Annotated in this window: 16 protein-coding genes and 1 pseudogene; 6 read left to right on the forward strand and 11 right to left on the reverse strand. The window is 41.4% G+C overall.

Annotation, left to right across the window (positions count from 1 at the left end; all coding sequences use genetic code 11):
• The 9 genes from guaA to AC1TPB_RS23980 all read right to left on the reverse strand — a co-directional run.
• Positions 1-670: glutamine-hydrolyzing GMP synthase (guaA, locus tag AC1TPB_RS23940; protein ID WP_482078785.1), on the reverse strand; the 670-nt coding region annotated here is incomplete at its 3' end.
• Between the two features lie 170 nt (positions 671-840).
• Positions 841-3,330 carry a transglutaminase-like domain-containing protein gene (locus AC1TPB_RS23945; RefSeq protein ID WP_482078786.1) on the reverse strand — a complete coding sequence of 830 codons (2,490 nt, stop codon included), beginning with the start codon at positions 3,328-3,330 and terminating at the stop codon, positions 841-843.
• A complete protein-coding gene (locus AC1TPB_RS23950; protein WP_482078787.1) occupies positions 3,317-4,741 on the reverse strand; it encodes a DUF58 domain-containing protein in 1,425 nt (474 codons plus the stop codon). The genes AC1TPB_RS23945 and AC1TPB_RS23950 overlap by 14 nt, the downstream gene beginning before the upstream one ends.
• Positions 4,738-5,790 carry an AAA family ATPase gene (locus AC1TPB_RS23955; RefSeq protein WP_482078788.1) on the reverse strand — a complete coding sequence of 351 codons (1,053 nt, stop codon included), beginning with the start codon at positions 5,788-5,790 and terminating at the stop codon, positions 4,738-4,740. The genes AC1TPB_RS23950 and AC1TPB_RS23955 overlap by 4 nt, the downstream gene beginning before the upstream one ends.
• Positions 5,791-6,108: 318 nt before the next feature.
• Positions 6,109-7,173 (reverse strand): polysaccharide deacetylase family protein, encoded by a 1,065-nt coding sequence (locus tag AC1TPB_RS23960; RefSeq protein ID WP_482078789.1) that lies wholly within the window; start codon positions 7,171-7,173, stop codon positions 6,109-6,111.
• A 622-nt stretch (positions 7,174-7,795) separates the two neighbouring features.
• Entirely contained in the window at positions 7,796-8,254 is a 459-nt protein-coding gene (gene bcp, locus AC1TPB_RS23965) for a thioredoxin-dependent thiol peroxidase (protein ID WP_482078790.1), read from the reverse strand.
• Positions 8,255-8,903: 649 nt separating this feature from the next.
• On the reverse strand, positions 8,904-9,698 hold the full coding sequence (locus AC1TPB_RS23970; RefSeq protein WP_482062098.1) for an ABC transporter permease: 795 nt from the start codon (positions 9,696-9,698) through the stop codon (positions 8,904-8,906).
• Positions 9,699-9,701: 3 nt separating this feature from the next.
• On the reverse strand, positions 9,702-10,496 hold the full coding sequence (locus tag AC1TPB_RS23975) for an ABC transporter permease (RefSeq protein ID WP_482062097.1): 795 nt from the start codon (positions 10,494-10,496) through the stop codon (positions 9,702-9,704).
• On the reverse strand, positions 10,493-11,521 hold the full coding sequence (locus AC1TPB_RS23980; RefSeq protein WP_482078791.1) for an ABC transporter ATP-binding protein: 1,029 nt from the start codon (positions 11,519-11,521) through the stop codon (positions 10,493-10,495). Before AC1TPB_RS23980 ends, AC1TPB_RS23975 begins: the two co-directional genes overlap by 4 nt.
• A gap of 260 nt (positions 11,522-11,781) precedes the next feature.
• Here AC1TPB_RS23980 and AC1TPB_RS23985 point away from each other — a divergent pair, with 260 nt between their 5' ends.
• The 5 genes from AC1TPB_RS23985 to AC1TPB_RS24005 all read left to right on the forward strand — a co-directional run bounded on the left by AC1TPB_RS23985 (position 11,782) and on the right by AC1TPB_RS24005 (position 19,178).
• Positions 11,782-12,816 carry an LCP family protein gene (locus AC1TPB_RS23985; protein WP_482078792.1) on the forward strand — a complete coding sequence of 345 codons (1,035 nt, stop codon included), beginning with the start codon at positions 11,782-11,784 and terminating at the stop codon, positions 12,814-12,816.
• A gap of 265 nt (positions 12,817-13,081) precedes the next feature.
• Positions 13,082-14,392: a glutamate-1-semialdehyde 2,1-aminomutase gene (locus AC1TPB_RS23990; protein WP_482078793.1), complete on the forward strand. Its 1,311-nt coding sequence runs from the start codon at positions 13,082-13,084 to the stop codon at positions 14,390-14,392.
• Positions 14,393-14,704: 312 nt separating this feature from the next.
• Positions 14,705-15,985 (forward strand): class II aldolase/adducin family protein, encoded by a 1,281-nt coding sequence (locus AC1TPB_RS23995; protein WP_482078794.1) that lies wholly within the window; start codon positions 14,705-14,707, stop codon positions 15,983-15,985.
• Positions 15,986-17,094: 1,109 nt separating this feature from the next.
• Positions 17,095-18,165 carry a ribosome small subunit-dependent GTPase A gene (rsgA, locus tag AC1TPB_RS24000; RefSeq protein ID WP_482078795.1) on the forward strand — a complete coding sequence of 357 codons (1,071 nt, stop codon included), beginning with the start codon at positions 17,095-17,097 and terminating at the stop codon, positions 18,163-18,165.
• Positions 18,162-19,178, forward strand: a complete 1,017-nt coding sequence (locus tag AC1TPB_RS24005; protein WP_482078796.1) for an aminoglycoside phosphotransferase family protein — start codon at positions 18,162-18,164, stop codon at positions 19,176-19,178. The genes rsgA and AC1TPB_RS24005 overlap by 4 nt, the downstream gene beginning before the upstream one ends.
• A gap of 86 nt (positions 19,179-19,264) precedes the next feature.
• On the opposite strand, the gene AC1TPB_RS24010 is transcribed toward AC1TPB_RS24005, so the two are convergent.
• Entirely contained in the window at positions 19,265-19,777 is a 513-nt protein-coding gene (locus tag AC1TPB_RS24010; RefSeq protein ID WP_482078798.1) for a methylated-DNA--[protein]-cysteine S-methyltransferase, read from the reverse strand.
• A gap of 431 nt (positions 19,778-20,208) precedes the next feature.
• Here AC1TPB_RS24010 and AC1TPB_RS24015 point away from each other — a divergent pair.
• A pseudogene (locus AC1TPB_RS24015) lies at positions 20,209-20,674 on the forward strand (DNA alkylation repair protein).
• 120 nt (positions 20,675-20,794) lie between these two features.
• Here AC1TPB_RS24015 and argS read toward each other — a convergent pair.
• Positions 20,795-22,474, reverse strand: a complete 1,680-nt coding sequence (gene argS, locus AC1TPB_RS24020) for an arginine--tRNA ligase (protein ID WP_482078797.1) — start codon at positions 22,472-22,474, stop codon at positions 20,795-20,797.
• Between the last annotated feature and the right edge of the window lie 137 nt (positions 22,475-22,611).

Raw genomic sequence — 22,611 nt, forward strand, 5'->3', positions numbered from 1 at the left:
GTGCACAAAGAACTTTATTATTACCTACTTGCTTACGAATATCGGCAATCGTATTTTCGATGAATGATTCCATCGTCCAGTTACCTTCAACTTGACATACGTTGTACAAGAAGTTACGAATCATTTCATTACCATGAACAGAATGCTGTACTTCTGGGTGGAATTGAACCGCAAAGATTTTGCGCTCGTCATTACTCATTGCAGCGATTGGTGCATGTTCCGTACTCGCATCAACTTTGAATCCTGTCGGAGGTTCAATAACTAGGTCACTATGACTCATCCATACCGTTTGAGAGCTTTCAAGACCAGTAGCAATTGCGCTACCTTCGATAAATTGTACGTCTGCCTTACCATATTCACGTTTGCCAGCACGTTCAACTTTACCGTTCAATTGGTGAGATATCATTTGCATACCGTAGCAAATACCGAAAATAGGAATATTCAAATCGTATACTGCTGGATCAACAAGTGGTGAATTTTCCTCGTATACACTTGCTGGACCACCTGAGAATACGATACCTTTTGGATTAATTTCGCGAAGACGTTCCGCAGATGTATTATAAGGTAGTAATTCACTGTAAACGCCTAAATCACGAATACGTCTTGCAATTAGTTGATTGTATTGTCCACCGAAGTCGAGAACAACGATGATTTCGTTCTGTTTAGTCATGACCGAGCCTCCCAATATTAATGTGATAATTATAGCTATACCACTTCCGCATAGTCAAGGTCACTATCCACTTCTATGCAAAAAACCTTACTTATTTCGTTATAAGTGTACGAAATGTTGTAAGGTTTTCTCAATTTACCAATTGTTACTGCTTTCATTTACAGTAATTATCATTTTTCAGAAATCGACATCAATTGCGCTCCGTCGGATACTTTACCAACACTTTTCACATTGGAGTAATGACCTCTGAATTTCCATCTAGCCAATGGATAGCTAGGTAACAGCGAAATTAATATGTGTCGTAGCTCCTGCGGTTCAGGCAACGCTTGCTGAGCCCGATTATTATACTGACCTTGTTCAAGCCAATCTAACAATAACGTCAGTGCATGATCGTATTTAGTAGCATGGAGGCCAATTAATGCACCAATTCGAGTACGCCAAGTTGTCACTTGCAGGCGTTCATCGTGGTGGAGCCCCATCCGCAATTCTAATCTACACAATACAAAGTTAGCTGCTGCAAACAAGCTTTGATGCACTTTTTCGATACTCATCTGCCGATTTTCTCTTGCTCTTTGCAGTTCACTGAGCTTTGCATGATTTCGTGATGGTAGTTGCCCATCGGATAAATGTGATTGTTGAATCAATTGACTGCTAGATCGCATGAGCACATAAGCTTTCGCATATCGACGAAGATTGACTTTCAACTTTATTCTAGAGCGATTGAACCACAGAGTTACAAGTACAACGATAACTAACAAACTACTTAGGAAGCCAATTAACTTCCCAGTACTATTCAACGAATTTAGAAAGACGATTGAATTCGTAACCGTCTCATCCCACATCTGACTAAGGCGAGATATCGATAGTACATCCGGATCTGAAGAAGGTGTCGGATCGAATGGCACCCAGCCAACGGTTGGGAAATATACTTCCACCCACGCATGGGCATCGCTTTCGCGGACCTCGTATAACGTTTCAACGACTCCCGCTTCCGTCGTTCGTTCATCAATACCTTCACCCATTCCATAACCCTTTACCCAGCGTGCAGGGATCTGCTGCGTCCTAAGCATAATGACCATCGCCGTCGAGAAATGAACACAGTAACCTTCATGCTGCTCGAACAGAAACTGATCGACAAAGTCCTGATCTGCTGCAGGTATCGAACTATTCAATGTATACTTATAATTGTTCTTTAAGTAATCTTCAATCGCCTTTACTTGGTCATATCGATTCGTTAACCCACCACCAGAAACTTCAGCGGCTAGAGCAGCGACACGAGCAGGAAGTTTTTCAGGCAATTGCAAATAGCGTTCGAGAGTATCACCTTGCCATATCTGCTCTGCTCTATCGCCAGCTGTTTCTCGCAATATCGTCTCGTCGGTAATCGGCAACTCAGTAATAATCGTATAGCTTTTAATGTTCGATTCGCTTGTTGGCGCATAGATCGAACTCGTCTCGTCACCTACAATATAATTTTTCAAATCCCGCTCGGGATTAACTGCATTCAAATTGATAACGACACCATTAATACCCGATTGCATAATTGGCATTCCAACTAAAGGCTCGACATATTCTAGCTCCTGCCTAATTCTTGAACCTACCCAGCCTTGTCTATGTTGCCAGCTTTGCAGTGCTTCCTCACTTTTCGTAGTGATGCTTTTCAGCGTTAACGTTTGAGCTTGATCAACCCAGCCTTGTCCGTTGTACTCTATCTTTGCTTCAGCTCGCCAATAGCTCTCAGTAGACGACCAGCCGCGAAATTCGATTGCTTTCGATGGCTTGATCTTTTGCCCGAGTACATCATCATTGAAGCTATAGCCTGATACACCAACATTTCCAGAACTGAAATTGGTACTATTCGTTTCTTTCAAAGGAACACCAGTAACTCCACTACTTAATGCAGACATATCCTCTACCAACGATCGCGAAAAGACATTGGCCCAAGCGATCGGTGCTACGTCTCGTTCCTTAGATTGACTCCACATAAATCCGCCACCAAGCATAATCACTGTTAGCAGCACTATACTTACCCACTGATGTGCTGTCATACCATGCCATACATGACTAATAACTAACTTCCGCCTTAGCTTTGGCATCGTTGTTAATGCCATTAATAATATACCTTCAGTTAATACTCTAAGTAGGGCATAGAACACATCAATCCCTAGTGAGCTATACAGTATCAATAAGTAGATTACCGTCGACGCCAGCAAAGAGAATGCAATTTGATGATACCAAATAAGTGATTGTAATGCTGGAGCTAACAGTATCCAGCCTACAAACAATAACAGCATTCGAATTTCATCGGACATATAAAAAATACCATATCGAAACATTTCCACGACATCTTTGCCTAGCTCCGGTACAAAATGTATAAGCCAATTCCAACTTGTTTGCTGATCGCCTTTATATAACAACATTAATACGATAACAGTGCACAATATCGCAGCAGTTATATGAGTCACAAGTCGCGCACGAAATAAGCTAACTGTAAGCATCGTACCAATGACGACTAGCAAAGCCCCTGGCTGCAGTAACTCCGTCCATTCACCAGCATGTAGCCATGGAATTAACCATTCCGCTAATAACCCTAGCAATAAAGCACTAGTAATTAATCGATATGAGAAGTACGATTCTGCTTCTCCTCTAGCTTGATGCATAACGTTCACTTCCTTCTACGACATGACTAATTGGCATTGGTAATGGCTGACTGTAACGCCACACTAATTGGATACCCGCTTGCTCTAATGTTCGCTGTTGCTCTCTCATCGCATAGGTCATCACTCTATTGTTCGTAACAAAATGAATGTCTAGCGTACAACCCTTTCCTCTAGCAACCTCCGCTAATACGTACCAGCTCTCCGTTTCACGCCAGTCGCCTGTATATAGCGTAATATGACTTTGCTCAGGAATGAGAACTGCTAGCTGCTGTAATCGTTCGCGCATATGCTGTTGTACATCTGCCTTTGCCAGTGCAAGTAGACAGCGTAATTCATAGCTATGCTGATCTGCGGCATACTCAAAGCTCCAATCATCTGTAATGACAAAAACAGGATGTTGCTGCCCTAGCTCAAGTATGTCCGCTATCGACCATTGCACCATGGATTCAAATAGTTGGTTTCGAAGATCATCTTGATAAGGAAGTGCATATTGATCCAATATGAAACAATGTTTCGGAGTATGAAGCTCTGCATCTTGTAATTTCGTGTGCCAGCCTCTTCCCCTTGCAGCAGCCCGAATATCAATTGCCCGATAACTATCCCCATCGATATAAGGTCTTGTCTCATTTCCCGAGCCACTATTAGGAGATTGCCGCTTTGAATAATATGTACCTTGATCTTGAAGCTTCATAGACTGTACATTCGATTGGTCAGATTTGTTCTGGGAAGAAGCATCCTGCTTACGCTCAGTATTCCAATCGCCTATCCAACGACTACTATTATGGTTACCGACATAGCTTTCTAGTTGCGGCTTAATGATTGGTGGCAATACAGTAAATTGCTGCTGTTGCGTCTTTTTCACAGTAATAGACGTTAACCCTAACCAGTCTCCTATAATAATGTCCGTTGCTAATGCTTCATAGCTGCCTCTTGTTATTTGCTGTAGACGATAGTTCAAAATCATTTCGCCATGAAATAGCGGAGCAAAGCTAGCTCGATATTGGATTAAGCCGGTATTTAATTGGCTTTGATTACGATAACGTTCATGAATGACATACCATATTCCCGGAATACGAAGCATTCTACGAAGTCTCGTCTCAATATGTAAATTGCCATCATGACTATATTGCTCTGAAATGATTCGACCGTAAGATAGCCTTCTCGCAGCAATCAGCGGAATAAAACCACTATAAACAATAACTAAGCTTGTTACAGTTAATAGCAACCATTCCACTGCACCATTACGCCATATAACTGCGGCAAGTGCTGCTACAAACAAGATGAAAATGCCGCACCATGCGCCGTATCTCGTCTTATACTTTGTCTTGAGCTGAATTTCAAGCGGAGCATTTCGTGCGATGATAGAAGCTTGTTGATGCTGTAGATCATGCGGCTCGGCCTCGTTACTCATCTTTTGCCCCTCCCCTTCGTCGCATTGTCCATTTTCACCAATGGGATCTCCAGCATTAATTTGCTAATAAATTGTTCCTTGCTAGAGCTATTATTAGCCCTGCCCTGTAACTCAATTCGATGTGATAGCACTGCCACTGCTTGTGCCAGTAAATCATCAGGCAAAATAAAAGTTCGACCTTCGAAGTAGGCAGTTGCTTGTCCTGCTCGTAGCCAATCGCGTAATGCCCTTGGACTTAGTCCTAGCTTGCAATCAACACTTGTCCGCGTTGCATATGCGACATCGGTCATATACTCAATAAGTGATGGATGTACGTAAATATATTGAATTTCTTTCTGCATCTGCAACCACTCTACATCCGACATTACAGGGCGAAGCTTAGTCACTTGATATCTTGTACCTTCAGCGTATTGTGTAAGTAAGCTCATCTCATCCTGCTTGCTTGGATAACCTAGTGATAGCTGCATCATGAAACGATCTCGTTGTGCTTCGGGCAATCCATGCGTACCTTCATATTGCATTGGGTTTTGCGTTGCGATAAATACGAACGGCTCTGGCAACGCATAGCTATGTCCTTCAATACTGACCGTACGATCCTCCAATGCCTCTAGTAACGCAGACTGTGTACGTGGAGAAGAACGATTGAGTTCATCTCCCAATACGATATTAGCCATAATCGGACCAGGTCGAAATACGAGACCACGATCTTCTCGATCAAGCACCATCCCTCCAACAATATCTGCTGGAAGCAGATCAGATGTAAACTGTATCCGATGAAATTGTCCACCTAACAATCTAGCAATTGAAGTTGCTAGCATTGTTTTACCTACACCTGGTACGTCCTCAAGTAGCAGATGCCCTCCAGCTAACATACATACGAGTACTTGCTTAACTTCCGCTTGCTTACCTAACAATATATCTTCTAACTTTACTTGCATCCGTTGTAATAATAGTTGCGGCTTAACCGCCCATTGGAAGCTAGATGATTGAATACCTATATCGACGCTATGCTGCTCCGCAGTTGATTGAGTAATTGATGATAATACCATTAATTAAACCTCCTAATTGCTGTAATCGATGCTGACGTTATTAACAAGAACAACACATGCACTATGTACAGCATTCTTATTCTAGTAGCTAGTATTTCCACTCTCTTATTCTTTTAATCATTACTATTTGAGCATCGAAAAAAGAGTAATACCGATTGGCATTACCCTTTTGATCATCATATTTCGATTTTTGAACATTCCGAACTGATCTACTAAATTTAGTTGCTTCACCATTATTCGCTAGATGGCTATTTCTCAATATTTATCATAACTAGCCCTGTCATGCGAGCTAACTTCAAACTATAGTAGCCTACTCATTTACTTGATCAACAGCTCGTTAACCTGTTGTATAAACTCAGTCTTCTCCTGCTCAGTAGCAGGCGTGCGCTTCCAACGAATATTATCTGTAATTTTTGAAATCATTGGATCAGTTGTTGCAGTAATCATATCAAAACGATAATTTTGTTCACGATAATAAGTAATAATTTCGGGTAGTGCCGCTATTGTCGCCTCATGCGAATTACTATCATGCATAAGTATAATGACTCGTTTCATTAAATTAGCTTCCTTAATGTTGTTAACTATCGTCTCTGCGGTAACATTGCGTCCAGCGGAATCACCACTATCAACATTCCAATCGAACATCATAAAGCCCGCTTCACTCATAGCATCGTAGTAACTTGTATCTATATTGTTATAACTTCCCCCTGGTGCTCGAAGTAATCGTGTTTGTTCACCGGTTACTTCATATATCGCCTGCAACGTTTGGAGCACTTGATCTGAAAAATTTGTAAAATCATTATATAGTTCGTCGTACACATGATTGTATGAATGATTGCCAATGCTATGTCCTTCATCATTAATACGCTGCACAATTTCAGGGTATCGTTCAACTTGTTGTCCAAGCACAAAAAACGTAGCGGGTATATCATTTTCAGCTAATATATCTAGTACTTCATCTGTAAATTTACCTGGTCCATCATCAAATGTAAGATAAGCAACGCCTGCATATTCATGCTCATTCACATCCGTACTAGGTTGAAATGATGGCGGTACTTTAGGACCGTTGGTTTCTGCAGCTTGCTCATATGGCAGTGCCACGTTATGACCATTCCAACATGACTTTCCATACCGACCATGGAGTGCAGAATTGATCGGAACACCATTAAGCCCTTTACATTCGAAATTTGCCACTTCACCTTCGAAATTTGTCTCTTTATACTCGAAGCTTGCGTATTCAACCATCTTAAGCGGTTGTTGTATGTATAACATGCATAGACTTCTTGGCATTACTGCAGATGGTTCGCTCTGTCGTTGCACTTGATTGCTACAACAGGCAAGTATACTCAACAATAGTAGTAGCACTAATAATCGCAGCTTCATATCCCGCCTCATTTCTAGTGCATGATGATTCATTGTATGAATAGACTAGCCCGCTCATAACCGTAATTACTGTAAATTTGTACTTTTCAGCTACGCTCCGAGAACCAATCACTGTTCTGATCGCCGTTGTCCTCGGATTTATGATAATGGTCGTAGTGGTATAAATCCGAGGACAAAAACGACCGCTTCGCTTCTCCACTAGTGATTAGTTCTCTCCGCTATGGCATAGGAGAGCGATTCGTTCTCTCCGCTAGAGCATAGGTGAGTGATTCGTTCTCTTCGCTATGACATGTGGAGCTGGATATTAACAAAATTGCGGTTTCGTTCCATAGACTCTAATTTTATAGTTCGTGAGGCGATTTATTTACTTTTCGCAACGCCTGTTGCAAACAAGGTTATTATTGTTCTTAAGCCGCCAAATATCGGACTGGTTGGAACAAAGTACATACAGTATAAAATAGAAAAAAGCGTTACCTCTGTCCAGTCAATATGCTGACTAGACAGTAGTAACGCTTAGTGTCATTAAGTAATATTAAAAAGACTGTTAAAAAGTGGACTTTGATAACAATGCGATGCAGCGAGCTCAATTAGCATTTTATTAATGCACTAAATTAATTGGCAATTAGCTATTGCGCACAGCCTCCAGCACTGCATCGGCATGCCCCTTCACTTTAACCTTTGACCATATATGAGAAATTATCCCTTGCTCGTCAATCAATATGGTTGTGCGAACAATACCCATATATTCTCTGCCATATAACTTCTTCAATTGCCATACATCGTATAATTCACATACTTTATGATCTGCATCTGATAATAATAGATACGGTAGTTCTTTCTTGCTTGTGAAATTCAAATGTGACTTTATTGTATCCATACTAATTCCTACTACAACAGTATTCAGTTCTTGTAGTTCAGCATAGCGATCACGCAAATCGCAAGCCTCTTGCGTGCATGCTGGCGTCATATTTTTCGGATAGAAGAATATGACTACCTTTTGACCACGACACGCTTCTAATGACCACTCAGTACCATCAGAAGCGGGTAATGAGAAGGAGGGAGCCTGTCCACCAACTATCATACTCTTATCACTCCTTTTAGAGGTTGTTCAAAAAGACCGCTTATAATCATAATGTAACGCGTTGTAGCTTGCTTAGCACAATAGAGTAACTTTTTCTCTTGTTTCCTCCAATTGCCTACTTGTTCGACGCATTAGAGTAACTTTTTCACTTATTTGCCACAATTGCCTACTCGTGGACGAATTAAAGTAACTTTTTCTCTTGTTCACCCCAATTGCCTACTCGTTCGACGCATTAGAGTAACTTTTTCACTTATTTGCCACAATAGCCTACTTGTTCGACGCATTAGAGTAACTTTTTCTCTTGTTCACCCCAATTGCCTGCTCGTTCGACGCATTAGAGTAACTTTTTCTCTTGTTTGCCACAATTGCCTACTTGTTCGACGCATTAGAGTAACTTTTTCTCTTGTTCACCCCAATTGCCTGCTCGTGGACGAATTAAAGTAACTTTTTCTCTTGTTCACCCTAAGCATTAACGGAGAGAACTAATTGCTTGTGGAGAAGCGACAGCGTTCGTTTTTGTCCTCGGATTTATTCCACTATCACTTATTACATTAAATCCGAGGACAACGGCGATCGGAACAGCAATTGGTTCTCGGAGCGTCCACGATCAGAACAGCAATTAGTTCTCGGAGCGCTATCGTGCAGCGGTCTACGATCCCGCTCCACGATAGCGCTTCACGCCAATATTCCAGACAGTTAATCCTATCCCGAATACAATTGCCCCCATAAGTGGCGTTAGCATCGCTAGCTGCGCGATATTATCTTCTTTCGGCGCTAAGAAATATGAGGCTGGAATAACGCCAACGAAGGCGAATGGTAGCATCCAAGTTAATACAAAACGAATCATTTTATTGTAAATGTTAATGGGATAACGCCCATAATTTTGGATATTGTAAATTAATGGAACGATACCCGTTGGAGCATCTGTAAAGAACGATATCGCACTTAAACCAGTATATATCCCGCCATAAATAAATACTGCTCCGATTATAAATACCAGAAGTACAAAGAGATCGGTCCAATGCAGTACTAGACCAAGATCGTTCCAGCATACTGCCATAATAATCGCACCTACGAAAGAGCCTACTAAGGACGGAGGATCGACATTTTCAAGCAGCACCTGGAATAGACTATGAGCTGGCCTTGTCAACACGCGATCCATCTCACCTTTTACAATATAACGCTCACTAAAATTCCAAATACTGAAGAACGAGCTGAAAATGCCATATGGAATCATAAAGAAGCCATAGACGAAAATAACCTCCGCCTGACTCCAGCCACCAAGTAATGGCGTATGTTGAAAGACGACAAGAATGAATACAAGATTCATTCCTTGCTGTAGCAAATCTGAAAACACTTCAACCCAGAAATCTGCCCGATAGGTTAGACGTGTTTTTACATAGTTTTTCAAATATTCAAGCATTAACGTCATGTAGCGCAACATGTCCTAACCCCCTTGCACGAATAGCCGTTGCCTTGCAGCACGCCACATGAATAAAATTGGTATCATAAGAATCGTCAACCAAGTCAATTGAATTAGAAAAACTTGACCAGCTTCCGAAAGCGGTGTTCGCCCGGTAAATATAGCACTTGGCAAATACGTAATCGCTTGAAACGGTAGCCACGCCATAATACGAGCTAATGATTCTGGGAAAAAGGCGATCGGAATAATAACACCAGAGAACAAGTCAACCATTACTCGCTTCATTCGCATTAGTCCTTCATTATTCTCCACAAAAAATGCGAACAGACCTGTCATAATATTAATTTGCGAATTAATTAAGAAACTAAATAAAAGCATTCCGAGATAAGTTGCCCAAACTGTCAGATCAGTAGGCAGCTTCACTGGGAATATAAGACAGACAATAGCTAGCCCAGGTATCATAAACAGCATAAAGCGGAATAACCCTTCACCGAAGCCCTGCATTAGCTTAACAACAAGATAGTTATAAGGACGTATCATCTGAATCGCTACACTACCGTCACGTATTTCGCTCGCAATATCGCGGTCTAGATTATTAAAGTAAAATGCTCTAGCCATCCAGGAGATCGCCAAGTAAGTCGTCATTTGCTCAATAGAGAAGCCCGCTAATGTTTCCTGTGAACCATAAATTGCTTTCCATAGAAAATAATAAGCGCCTATATTAATGGCGTATATTACGATGCCGCTATAATAGTTAACCCGATATGCAAGCATCATTAAGAAACGCATTCGGATAAAATCAATATATACTCTCATCATGACAAGACTGGCTCCTTCGTTGCCACTTCTGCCGAGCCCGTCTGATAAATGCCTCGAACAATATCATCCGTATTCGTCTCAAAAATTTTGATGTCACGAATATGCGCTCCACCGACTACAAGCCCCATCGCATCGGAGAAACTTACTTCATTCGGAACAAACAGCTTAGCAGAATATTCATTTTCTCTCGTCCAAGATACTGCAAGACTTTTAGTTAATACTTGTAGTTGAGAAACGCTCATCGCTTCAGCAAATTGGAATTGAATTTCTCTCCCCTTACTCCATGTCGTCTTCAATTGTTGGAGTCCACCGTCATAAATAATTGCTCCATCATCAAGCATAATAACTCTAGAGCATAATGCTTCAATATCTTGAAGATCATGGGTAGTTAATAATATCGTCGTACCTTCTTCACGGTTCATCTCTAATAGGAAATCTCGGATTTCTGTCTTTACTACAATATCTAACCCAATCGTAGGTTCATCCAGAAATACAATCGAAGGATTATGAAGCAAAGAGGCTACAATTTCACAGCGCATCCGTTGACCTAGACTTAGCTTACGTACAGGGCGATTCAGTAGCTCACCCAGCTGTAGTCTTTCTACAAGATTGTTCAATCGTCTATTAAAATCTGCTTGCGGTACATTGTATACTTTCCTTAGTAATTGAAATGATTCAATAACACCAATATCCCACCATAATTGAGAGCGTTGACCGAATACAACACCGATTCCATTTACAAATTTTTCACGTTCACGATACGGAACATAGCCATTGACAACTAACTCCCCTGATGTTGGTACAAGAATACCCGTTAACATTTTGATCGTCGTCGATTTTCCGGCTCCGTTCTCACCAATATAACCACAGATTTCACCTTGAGGTATTTGGAATGTAATATCTTTAACCGCTGTTACCTCTTGATATTGGCGTTTGAATAAGTCTTTCATAGCACCAGATAGTCCTTCACGGTTTTTTTGCACTTTAAATTGTTTGCGTAAATCTTTTACATCTATCGCTAGCATAAGACACTGATGACTCCTTTCTAATCGTCATTTCCTGGGAAATAGGGGCGATTTTACGAAAAACTTGCAACTACTTGTCTACAAGCTTTATAATTTGATGATAAGTAATCATACAAAACTTCTAGCAGCTCGTAAATGTATTATTGCGTGAATATTATTTATTAACTTGTTAATAAACTTATATAACTAGCATACCATGAAGTTTTAACTGATGCATGACTACTACTTTATGCTCTAACTGAAAGGAGACCAAACACGCGATGCGTACACGGTCAAAGCCAAAAACTAAAACTAAAAAGTCAAAACGGTTAATTACATCTATCGTCATTATTCTTGTTCTTATTATTGGGGCATCTGTTTATTGGGGGGCTGGCGTATTAGGTTCGGCTGGTAGTTTCAAGAAGGATCCTGGAGAATCTATTATTAACAAAAAAGATCCCGATATCGTTGTCGAAATTCCTACATGGGAAGGCAAGGAACGCGTCAATATTTTATTACTCGGTGGAGATGCACGTGAAGCTGAAGACAATGAACTTGCTCGTTCAGATTCCATGATCGTTGCTTCCATAGATCCCGTAACGAAACAAGCTAATCTATTCAGCATCCTTCGTGATACTTGGACAGATATTGAAGGATACGGCGAAGGTCGTATTAATACAGCGATCACACTCGGTGGCGCACCACTTGCCATGAAAACGATAGGTGATCTACTCGGACTTGAGATTCAATATTTTGTGTATACAGATTTTGAAGGATTTAAAGCTTTAGTAGATTCTATCGGCGGTGTGAACTTCACAGTCGAAAAAAACATGAAATATAAGGATAACGCCGATAAAAACCGGTATGATATCGACCTTAAAGCAGGTTATCAATTGCTAGATGGCGACAAAGCGTTACAATATGTTCGATTCCGTCACGATGCGATGAGTGACTATACTCGCACAGAACGTCAACGTAACTTTATTATGACCGTTGCCAAAGAAATGCAGACCACTTGGAATATTATTAATATGAAGAAAATATTAGATAGTATATCCCCTTATATCGATACTAATATGGATGTTTCTGACATGTTAAAATTAGGTCAAACAGGTATTGGACTCAAAATGGGCGATACTGCACAAATCCCTCCTTTCGATTATTTACGCGAAGTAAATAGAGGGGGCGCGGAAGTATTAAGTTACACGAGTAAAGACGATATTCACAACTATGTACAAGAAGTCGTTACGCCTAAGCCAGACGCTACCGATGAGCCTAGCGATGGTACAGAGGCAACAACTTCAACAACGAAATAGTTTAGCTTTCTATTTCATTGATTATGGAATAGTCAGGCGAAAACTGCTCATATGGAATGTACAAAACATGGGAACGCAGCCTGCGGTCCCATGTTTTGTTGTATAATGAAGCTAAGAAAAACTTAAGACTATGCTTCCGTCGTATTTATCATCACAATGAAGCTATACCTAGAAGCTATGAAAAATTTAAGATTACGCTTCCGATGTATTTTTCATCACAATGAAGCTATACCTAGAAGCTATGAAAAATTGGAGGACTAAACAGATGTCACGACAAAGAAAAACTTCAGAAGCACTTTATGAACAAGCGTTACAACATATCGTTGGTGGGGTGAATTCCCCTTCTCGTTCCTATAAAGCAGTTGGTGGTGGTGCACCTGTATTTATGAAAAAAGCTGAAGGGGCTTATTTCTGGGATGTAGATAACAACAAATACTTAGATTATTTAGCTGCCTACGGTCCAATTATTACTGGACATGCTCATCCACATATTACCGAGGCGATTGTTACGGCCGCTCAAAATGGCACACTATACGGTACACCTACAGAATTAGAAATTACATTAGCGAAAATGCTTAAAGACGCTATTCCATCGATGGACAAGGTTCGTTTCGTAAACTCAGGTACAGAAGCTGTGATGTCAACGATTCGTGTTGCTCGTGCTTACACAAATCGCAATAAAATTATTAAATTCGCTGGCTGCTACCACGGACATTCTGATCTCGTATTAGTTGCAGCGGGCTCAGGCCCTGCTACTTTAGGTATTCCAGATAGTGCTGGGATTCCAACAAGTATCGCGCAAGAGGTTATTACCGTTCCTTATAATGATATTGCAGCACTACAAGCGGCACTACAGCGTTGGGGCTCAGAAACTGCCGCAGTTATGATCGAACCAATTGTCGGTAACTTCGGTATGGTTATGCCCAAAGAAGGTTATCTTGAAGCGGTTTGTAAGCTTTCTAGAGAAGCTGGCGCACTTGTTATTTACGATGAGGTTATTAGTGCCTTCCGCTTCCACTATGGCTCCACTCAGACATACTCAGCCTTCCCGGATCATCAAGCGATCGAACCGGACCTTACAGCATTAGGGAAAATTATTGGTGGCGGTCTACCAATTGGCGCTTATGGTGGTCGCCGTGAAATTATGGAAAAGGTAGCTCCATTAGGCCCAGCCTACCAAGCAGGTACAATGGCAGGTAATCCCGCTTCGATTTCTGCAGGTATCGCCTGTCTTGAAGTTCTTCAGGAAGCTGGTATCTATGATCGTATGGATCGACTTACTAGCAAGTTAAAGGATGGATTACTAGCAGCCGCTGAAGCAAACGGTATTCCGTTAACAGTGAATCAAATCGTCGGCTCATTATCTACTCACTTCTGCAATCATGAAGTAACTAATTATGACGAAGCACTCGATACAGATGGCGAACTATTTGGTCGTTTCTTCAAAGGTATGCTTGACGAAGGTATTAATCTAGCTCCGTCGAAATATGAAGCATGGTTTATGACGATAGCTCATACTGAAGCTGATATCGACTTTACAATAGAAGCCGCACATAAAGTAATGAAAAACCTATAGTGGAAGTTCAATAAGTAGACTTTGATAACGATGTTATGCTAACGTAGCTTACTCGACATCGCATTTGAAACGAACTTGGAAAGTACGGTTCGCGTGTACGTAATGATGTACACTTGCGCTTCCGCCTTTCTCAAGTAGCGTCTCAACTGCTCGGTTCTGAAAGCCTACTTTTTGAACCTCGATTGAACTTTCATTTATAGGATTTTTGTTACAGCTTAACTAAATTAATTTTAGTACAATGTAAAAACACCTATTTCAACACTACATCTGAGAACAATAGCAACCAACTAAATTTGAGAAGGAGCTAATCATATGAACATTAATTATCTTCATCCATCCGATCAAATCGTTATGATGATGGAACGTATTTATAGCTATGGTATGACTACAACTTCAGGCGGTAATCTGTCCGTTGTTGATGAGAACGGAGATATGTGGATTACACCAGCAAGTATTGATAAAGGTGAATTAACAAGACAGGATATTGTGTGCGTGAAGGCTGATGGTACGATTGTCGGCAAACATCGTCCGTCTAGTGAATATCCATTTCATAAATTGATCTATACGAAACGCCCTGATCTGAAAGCCGTTGTACATGCGCATCCTCCTGCACTCATTGCATTTAGTATTGTCCGTCAAATCCCGAATGTGAAGCTACTTCCACATGACTATCGCATCTGCGGTACAGTAGGAATGGCAGAATATGGACTTCCTGGCAGTATGGATCTTGGTAACAAAATCGCTGATGTTTTTGCTAGTGGTATTAATACCGTTATGCTTGAAAATCATGGTGTTGTTGTTGCTGGAAACGATCTATTCGAAGCATTCCAACGCTTCGAAACATTGGAATATTGCGCAAGATTAGAAATTAATGCTCGCCGCATCGGTACACCTTCTGAGCTTGTCTCTACTGTTGATATCGTCGCACACGAGTCGGAACTTGAGGAATTCACACCAACTACGATTACGAGTGAGGAACGCGAAGCGCGTCGCGAAATGTGTAAATTAATTCATCGCTCCTACGAGCAGCAGTTATTTACAAGTACACAAGGTACATTCTCGCAACGTTTATCTGACGGTTCAATCATTACGACACCGTTCAATATGGATCGTAAATATCTTCAACCTGCTGATCTTGTTCGTATTAAAGACGGTAAGCGTGAAACAGGTAAAACGCCAAGTCGCTCCATTAAGTTACAACAGGCAATCTATGATACACAACCGCATATCAAATCTATTATTTTGGCACATCCGCCGAACATTATGGCTTTTGCGATTACGGATGAAGTATTTGATTCTCGGATGATTCCTGAAAGTTATATTTTACTACGTGATATTCCGAAAGTTCCGCATGATGACTTGTATACACGCGAAGAAGAAACAGCCAAGTTATTAACACCGCAGACACCGATAGTTATCGGTCAAAACTGCTGTGCTGTCGTTACAGGATCTAGTCTATTAAGTGCATTTGATCGATTAGAAGTAGCAGAATACAGTGCAATGGCTGTTATTGCTGCCAAAGCAATAGGCACTATTATTAATATGGAGCCTGCTCGTATCGATGAGATCGATGTAGCGTTCAAGTTGAAATAATAGTTAAGCAATTTAATATAATGTTAGACATTTTAGGCTCAACCTCATAATAATCGCTTAACTGTTTAAGTTTGTATACGTAAGCGGACATCAGGTACGTTATGGGCATGATTGATCATTTTTCAGATAGCTTTGGCACCTTGGTACTCGTGTATATAACAAAGCCAAAAGTAGCCTTAATATGCGCTGGATGGGGCTACTGCGGCGTTCGCTGCTGAGCTCAGTACAAACCAAACCCATTAGTAATACTAGTGGACTCACAGGACCTTATTTCTGCGTTCTCCGCTCATTTCGAGTTTACGCGGACTCACAGGACCTTAATCACTCGTTTGCTAGTGAATGTTCAGTATTAAACTATCAATAGGGTCCTGTGAGTCCTCTTACATCCTAAAGTGTTGGTTTTTAGCTAATTAGCGTCCTGTGTGTCCGCTCGTTTGTGCTTCATTCCCCACTTGATTACCATCCGCACACAATGAAGATCATTTTTGCGCTTCATTCTCTACTTGCGGCGTAGCATTACCAAAAGTAGCGTCAAAGTGCGTGGAGTGGAGCTACTTCGGCACATCCGTATGTCCATTCATATTTCGTCAAGCGCTGGTTTTGAGCCACATTTTATTGGATAAATTAAGATTGGATAGAGATTTCAGAATACATCTGAATCTCTATCCTTCTTTCGTTTCGTGAGCTTGGTTGCGAAATCTGGGTAAATAGGCTTTTGCGAGCTCTTTATCAATGGCACACTTCGATAGAGCAGACCGACACAATCTGTGCTATCCGGCATTGTTTTTTTGTTAAAATATGTTATTATATAGACAGCTTAGAGATAAGCAAGTTCTTGACATGAAGGGAGATGTTTTTAATGGCAACTACTTATATGGTGGTTTGGTCTTAAAACTGAATAGCAGGCATATGCGAAAAAAGCGGGAAAACCCCCGTATTATTTGCTATGCCATCCGAAGTAACCTTTCGTGAATATTGCTGTTTGCAGGATACGATGAAGGTCGTATCTTTTTGCGTCCTGATGCCGCGCGACAGCAGCTTCTTTTAGAGGCTGCTTGTCCGTGGCATTTTTGCGTCCAAAAAACAATATTAAAGGAGCTAAAAAAACTATGGATTTGAAAACCTATGGCTACACAGAAATAGAAGAAATTCCCAACGGATTATTACCTGGCAGGGTGACTGAGCTTCGGCGTGAGCGCTTCACAGTCATGACCGAGCGCGGCGAAGTAACGGCGGTGCTCAAAGGCACGTTCTATCACAGCACGGAAACACGAGAAGACTTTCCGTGTGTCGGTGATTTTGTCTCGTTGTACCATAACAAGAGCGGAGATTCTCTCATCGTTACGTTACTGCCCCGCCGATCCAAGTTCTCACGCGCAGATTACTCAGGGCATGCCGCAGGCTATGCCAAAACCGTGCTGGAACAGGTCGTCGCAACCAACTTTGACTATGTGTTTATCCTTTCTTCTCTGAATTGGGATTTTAACGTAACCCGCATCATGCGGTACCTGACACAAGCCAGGCAGAGCGGCGGTCAGCCGGTCGTCATTCTGACCAAGGCTGATCTCGTTGAAGATTATAATCTCTCACTCGCAGATGTCACACAAAGCATCACTGATGTACCAATTCATGCGATCTGCAGTCATACAGGCCAGGGGCTGAACGAACTCGCTCCCTACTTGATGCCTAGTAAAACAGTTGTTTTTCTCGGTATGTCCGGCGTCGGTAAATCATCTCTGCTCAATGCGTTGATAGAACAGGACGTAATGAAGGTTCAGCCGATCCGTGAGATGGATAGTCGAGGGCGGCATACGACAACGCACCGTCAGCTGTTCATGCTCCCCTCCGGTGCGATGGTCATCGATACACCGGGTATGCGTGAGCTTGGGCTTTTCGATGCTGGCGAAGGCATACAAGCAGGCTTTACCGATGTGGAGGAATGGTTCCCGCAATGCCGATTTACGGATTGCCGCCATCAAGCCGAACCGGGCTGTGCCATTCTCGCCGCGCTTGCCGAGGGTTCGTTGTCGCGTGAACGGTGGGAGCATTATGTTGCTCAGCAGTATGAGAACAAGTATGTCCAGAATAAAACGGGCTACCTTATCGACAAGAGGGCTAGAAACAAAACAACCGCCATGTGGAGCAAGCAAACGAAGAAAAACGGAGGATGGAAAATATGAATATTAAATTCCAAACGCTGATCTATGCCTTAAGCCAACTGTTCAAGAAAGATATCATCTCGGCCGACAGCCAAACCATGCCGTTACAGGGTGGAACTGTGGGGAATGTGAATTTGGTAACAGGGATCGCCGAAACCGCGAATGGCGAAAAATTTCCGTACCGTATCGTGTTGAAGATCCAGAAGAAATGGGACCGTTACGGTGATCCAGATTCATGGCGCCGGGAATATGATCTATATGCTTCTGATTTGGGAGCGACGTTCTCCGATACCTTCCGTTGGCCGACATGTTATTACGCTGAGATGAATGCCGAAGAAAATGAATTCCAGCTGTGGCTGGAATATTTCGATGGCGTAAGCGGATTAGATTTGACCGGTGACATGTATGAACAGGCCGCGCTGGAGTTAGGACGCTATCAAGGCAAGCTGTATGCGGAGCAACCCCCTGTGCTGCAGAGCCTGACGAACCTGAGTCATGTGGATCTCATGAAGAATACGTATCTGCATTACCGGTCATGGCCGGTTGTTTACGATTATATACGCTCTAAGGACTGCGAATTCCCGCAGCACGTGCAGCAAATGCTTATCGATATCGACGAGCACGCGGATGAGATACTCGCTCGCATCGAAAAATTGCCCCTCGTGCTATGCCACCGGGACTTCTGGGTGACCAACCTGATCTATGCCGAAGGGAAAATTGCGCTCATCGACTGGGATACTTGCGGATGGGGCTACCTCGGTGAGGATCTCGCAAGCTTGATTGCGGATGAAGCGAATACCGATCACATGGTTGAATATTACCAGCGATGTGTCCCCGCGTATTACAAAGGCTTTTCGGAGTATGTGGATGTAACCCCTATCGCTGATCATTGCACCTACGAGCTGATCCTTCTTGTATTCGGGTACAGACTTGTGGAGTGGTATCTCCATACAGTGGACGATGACGAGAAGATGAAGCATGTCCTTACGCTCCAAAAAATATATGAAATGAAGACCAGCCCTACGCAGGGTTGACTTAAAAAAGAACTCCGAAAACCTATAAGTGCTGAGGGTTTTCGGAGTTCTTTCATTTTTTGCTATTAGGCTTCAAAGCATTCTACTCAGCGAATATCTTGCTCCAATTCCAATAGCTCCTGCTTCATCTGCAATCCACCACGAAATCCAGTTAATTTACCATTTGAGCCGATTATGCGATGACAAGGAACTGCAATAAGTACCGGATTTTTCCCAATTGCTGTACCTACTGCTCTTGCCGCCGTTGGCTTACCCAATTGATTAGCAATATGCTGATAACTAACCGTCTGACCGTATGGAATATGTTGCAACTCTTTCCATACTCGTTGTTGAAAATCAGTCCCTCGCAAATCAAACGACAATAAAAATTGTCTAATTTCACCCTTCCAATAAGCTTGTAACTGAGCAATATACGGAGCTATTTGTTCTTCATTCTCGATAAGTTTAGATTGCTTTGCATAAACATTACTCCATTCTTGTAGATCATTCCATTCTCCATTAGGTGAACCAATATAACAGAGCCCTAGTTCGGTTGCTGCAATTACGTATCTATTGTCATTCTGCTGTAACATCGACCAATATATAGATTCAGCTATCATTATTTCACTCCATATTTTTGTATATTCCCACACTTATTTCTCCAATATTGTAACAGCCTCATCCCCATAATTGAAGACTTTCTTCCCTTTACTACTGTGGGATATCGATACCGTCTTGCTTACATCGTTTGCAAGGCCGATAACCTTGCAATAGTACAATTTCAACATCATAATATATCATAAGATTCATTGTTCGTAATAATTGCTTGCATGTTCATTCGATGCTATTGTCTCCATAATCAATCGCTCACATCGATTTCATTATAACTCAATTCAACTTAAGTGAATCATCTTAACGCTCTAATCGCAATATTTCGAATTTATTTAACATACACATAGTAGAGGAGATTTGAACGATGGACTTCACAAATTTATTAATAGAAATAGAGAATAGTGCCGATTCTGAGCAAGCAGTGAAAATGAGTGCCTATATGCGGGATCAATTTCCTTTTCTAGACATACCAACGCCAAAGCGAAAAGCATTACATAAGGTATATTTCCAACAAGCTAGAAAAGCACCTACTATCAATTGGACCTTTATAAATGATTGCTGGGAGCGTCCCTTTAGAGAATACCAATACGTGGCGCTCGATTATTTAATGATTATGAAGAAGCATCTTACGATATCAGATACACCTCATTTGAAGAGGTTAGCAATTTCAAAATCATGGTGGGATACCGTGGATGGAATTGATGGATTAGTCGGCTTGATTGTACTTGCTCGAATTAATTATAATGAACAACTTTGGTCAAACCGAATTTTTCATCAATAAAGCAATCGGCTGGAGCTTACGTGACTATAGTAAAACAAACCCAGGATGGGTGCGAGCATTTGTTGGGAAATATCGGGAGCAGCTTGCCCCGCTAAGTATTCGAGAAGCTAGTAAATATCTGTAGCATATATAAATCATTACATTACTCCGTTATCTATTAGATGGCGAATATATTTATCTAGCTTCACAAAAAAGGAGATACCGCGATAGCAAGCCGTATCTCCTAAATGAATTCATATCGCTGTTACATCTTATTGGGTGTTGAAATTCCGAGCAATCGTAATGATTCTTTCAGTACTACTGCTACACAATGAACAAACGCTAACTTCATTTGCTTCTGTTCATCATCAATTAATACTTTCGTATGTGCGTAATACTTATTGAACGCACGCGCTAAGCTAATAGCAAATTTCGCAATTTGTGAAGGATCTGCTATTTGGAAAGCCTTTTGCACCGTCATTGGGAATTGTTCTAACATAACAATAATTGGCCAAGCGTATTCTCCTAAAGCTGTAAATTCTAACGATTGTTCTTCGTAATTCCCCTTTTCAACAATAGATGAAATACGCGCATAGGTATATTGGACGTATGGACCTGTCTCCCCTTCAAAATTCATCATTTGTTCAAGCGAGAAATCAATATCGTTCATTCTATCATTTTTCAAATCATTAAAAATAACCGCTCCGACTCCAACTTGCTTCGCAACTAATTCCTTGTGCTCTAAATTCGGATTTTTCGCTTCGATGTTTTGCATTGCCGTATTTACCGCTTCTGCTAATACATCAGCTAGTAAAACTACCTTCCCTTTTCGCGTAGACATTTTCTTGCCATCTTTCAGCATCATCCCGAACGAAACATGCTGCAACTCATTCGCCCACTCATATCCCATTTTGTTAAGGACATTAAACAATTGCTTGAAATGGAGCGACTGCTCATTCCCTACAACATAAAAAGATTTCACGGCGTCATATTGATTGTGACGATAAACTGCTGCTGCTAAATCACGCGTAGCATACAGTGTCGCTCCATCCGTCTTCGTAATTAGACATGGAGGCATTTGATCTTCCATTTCCACTACATAAGCACCATCTGATAACGTAAGCAAATTTTTCTGCTGCAGCTGTTGTACAATATCACTCATTTTATCATTGTAGAAAGCTTCGCCAGCATAGGAATCGAATGTAATCCCTAATATTTGATAAATGTGTTCAAATTCCTTCAGTGACGCTTCACGGAACCATTTCCAAAGTGATAGGGCTTCACTTTCGCCATCCTCTAATGACTTAAATGCTGCTCGCGCTTGCTCATTCAACGATTCATCACTTTCTGCCATATCGTGAAATTGCACATATATTTTCAATAGCTCTTGTATTGGCGAGGCCCCTATTGCTTCTTTATTTCCCCATAGACGGTAAGCAACGATTAATTTACCAAATTGAGTGCCCCAATCCCCTAGATGATTAATTCTAACTGCCTCATATCCATTTTTGTCGGCGATATTAGCAAGCGCATGACCAATAACTGTTGATCTTAGATGACCCATTGAGAACGGTTTAGCAATATTAGGCGACGAAAAATCAATAACCACTTTTTCATTGTTAGCTTGAAGAGAACCGTATCGTTCCTTCTGATCCATAATCGAATGGAGTACATCATTTGTAAGCTTCGCTTGATTGAGGGAAATATTGACGTATCCTCCTACCACATTCACTTCTTCAATCCATTCACCCTGCAAATTCCGTGCTAATTCTGCTGCAATTTGTGGAGGAGCTTTTCTAAGTTTTTTCGCCAATGTAAAGCATGGAAAAGCGATATCTCCGTGCTCTGGATTTTTCGGTCTCTCAAGTAATTTTTCAATTTCATCGCTACATAATTCATTGTTTAATGCTTGGGCAATTACTGATGCCAATTGTTCATAGATCATCTATTTTTCTCCTCTAGAGTGAAAGGCTGAATATTATTTCAGCCCCTCCTCATCAAACCGTACGTGAAGTTTTCCTTCATACGGCTTTCCGATGTTCTTCTTTCATGCGCATGCAGATTACAAAAGCGTTTTTAATC

The sequence above is a fragment of the Paenibacillus sp. Y951 genome, from assembly GCF_056786395.1.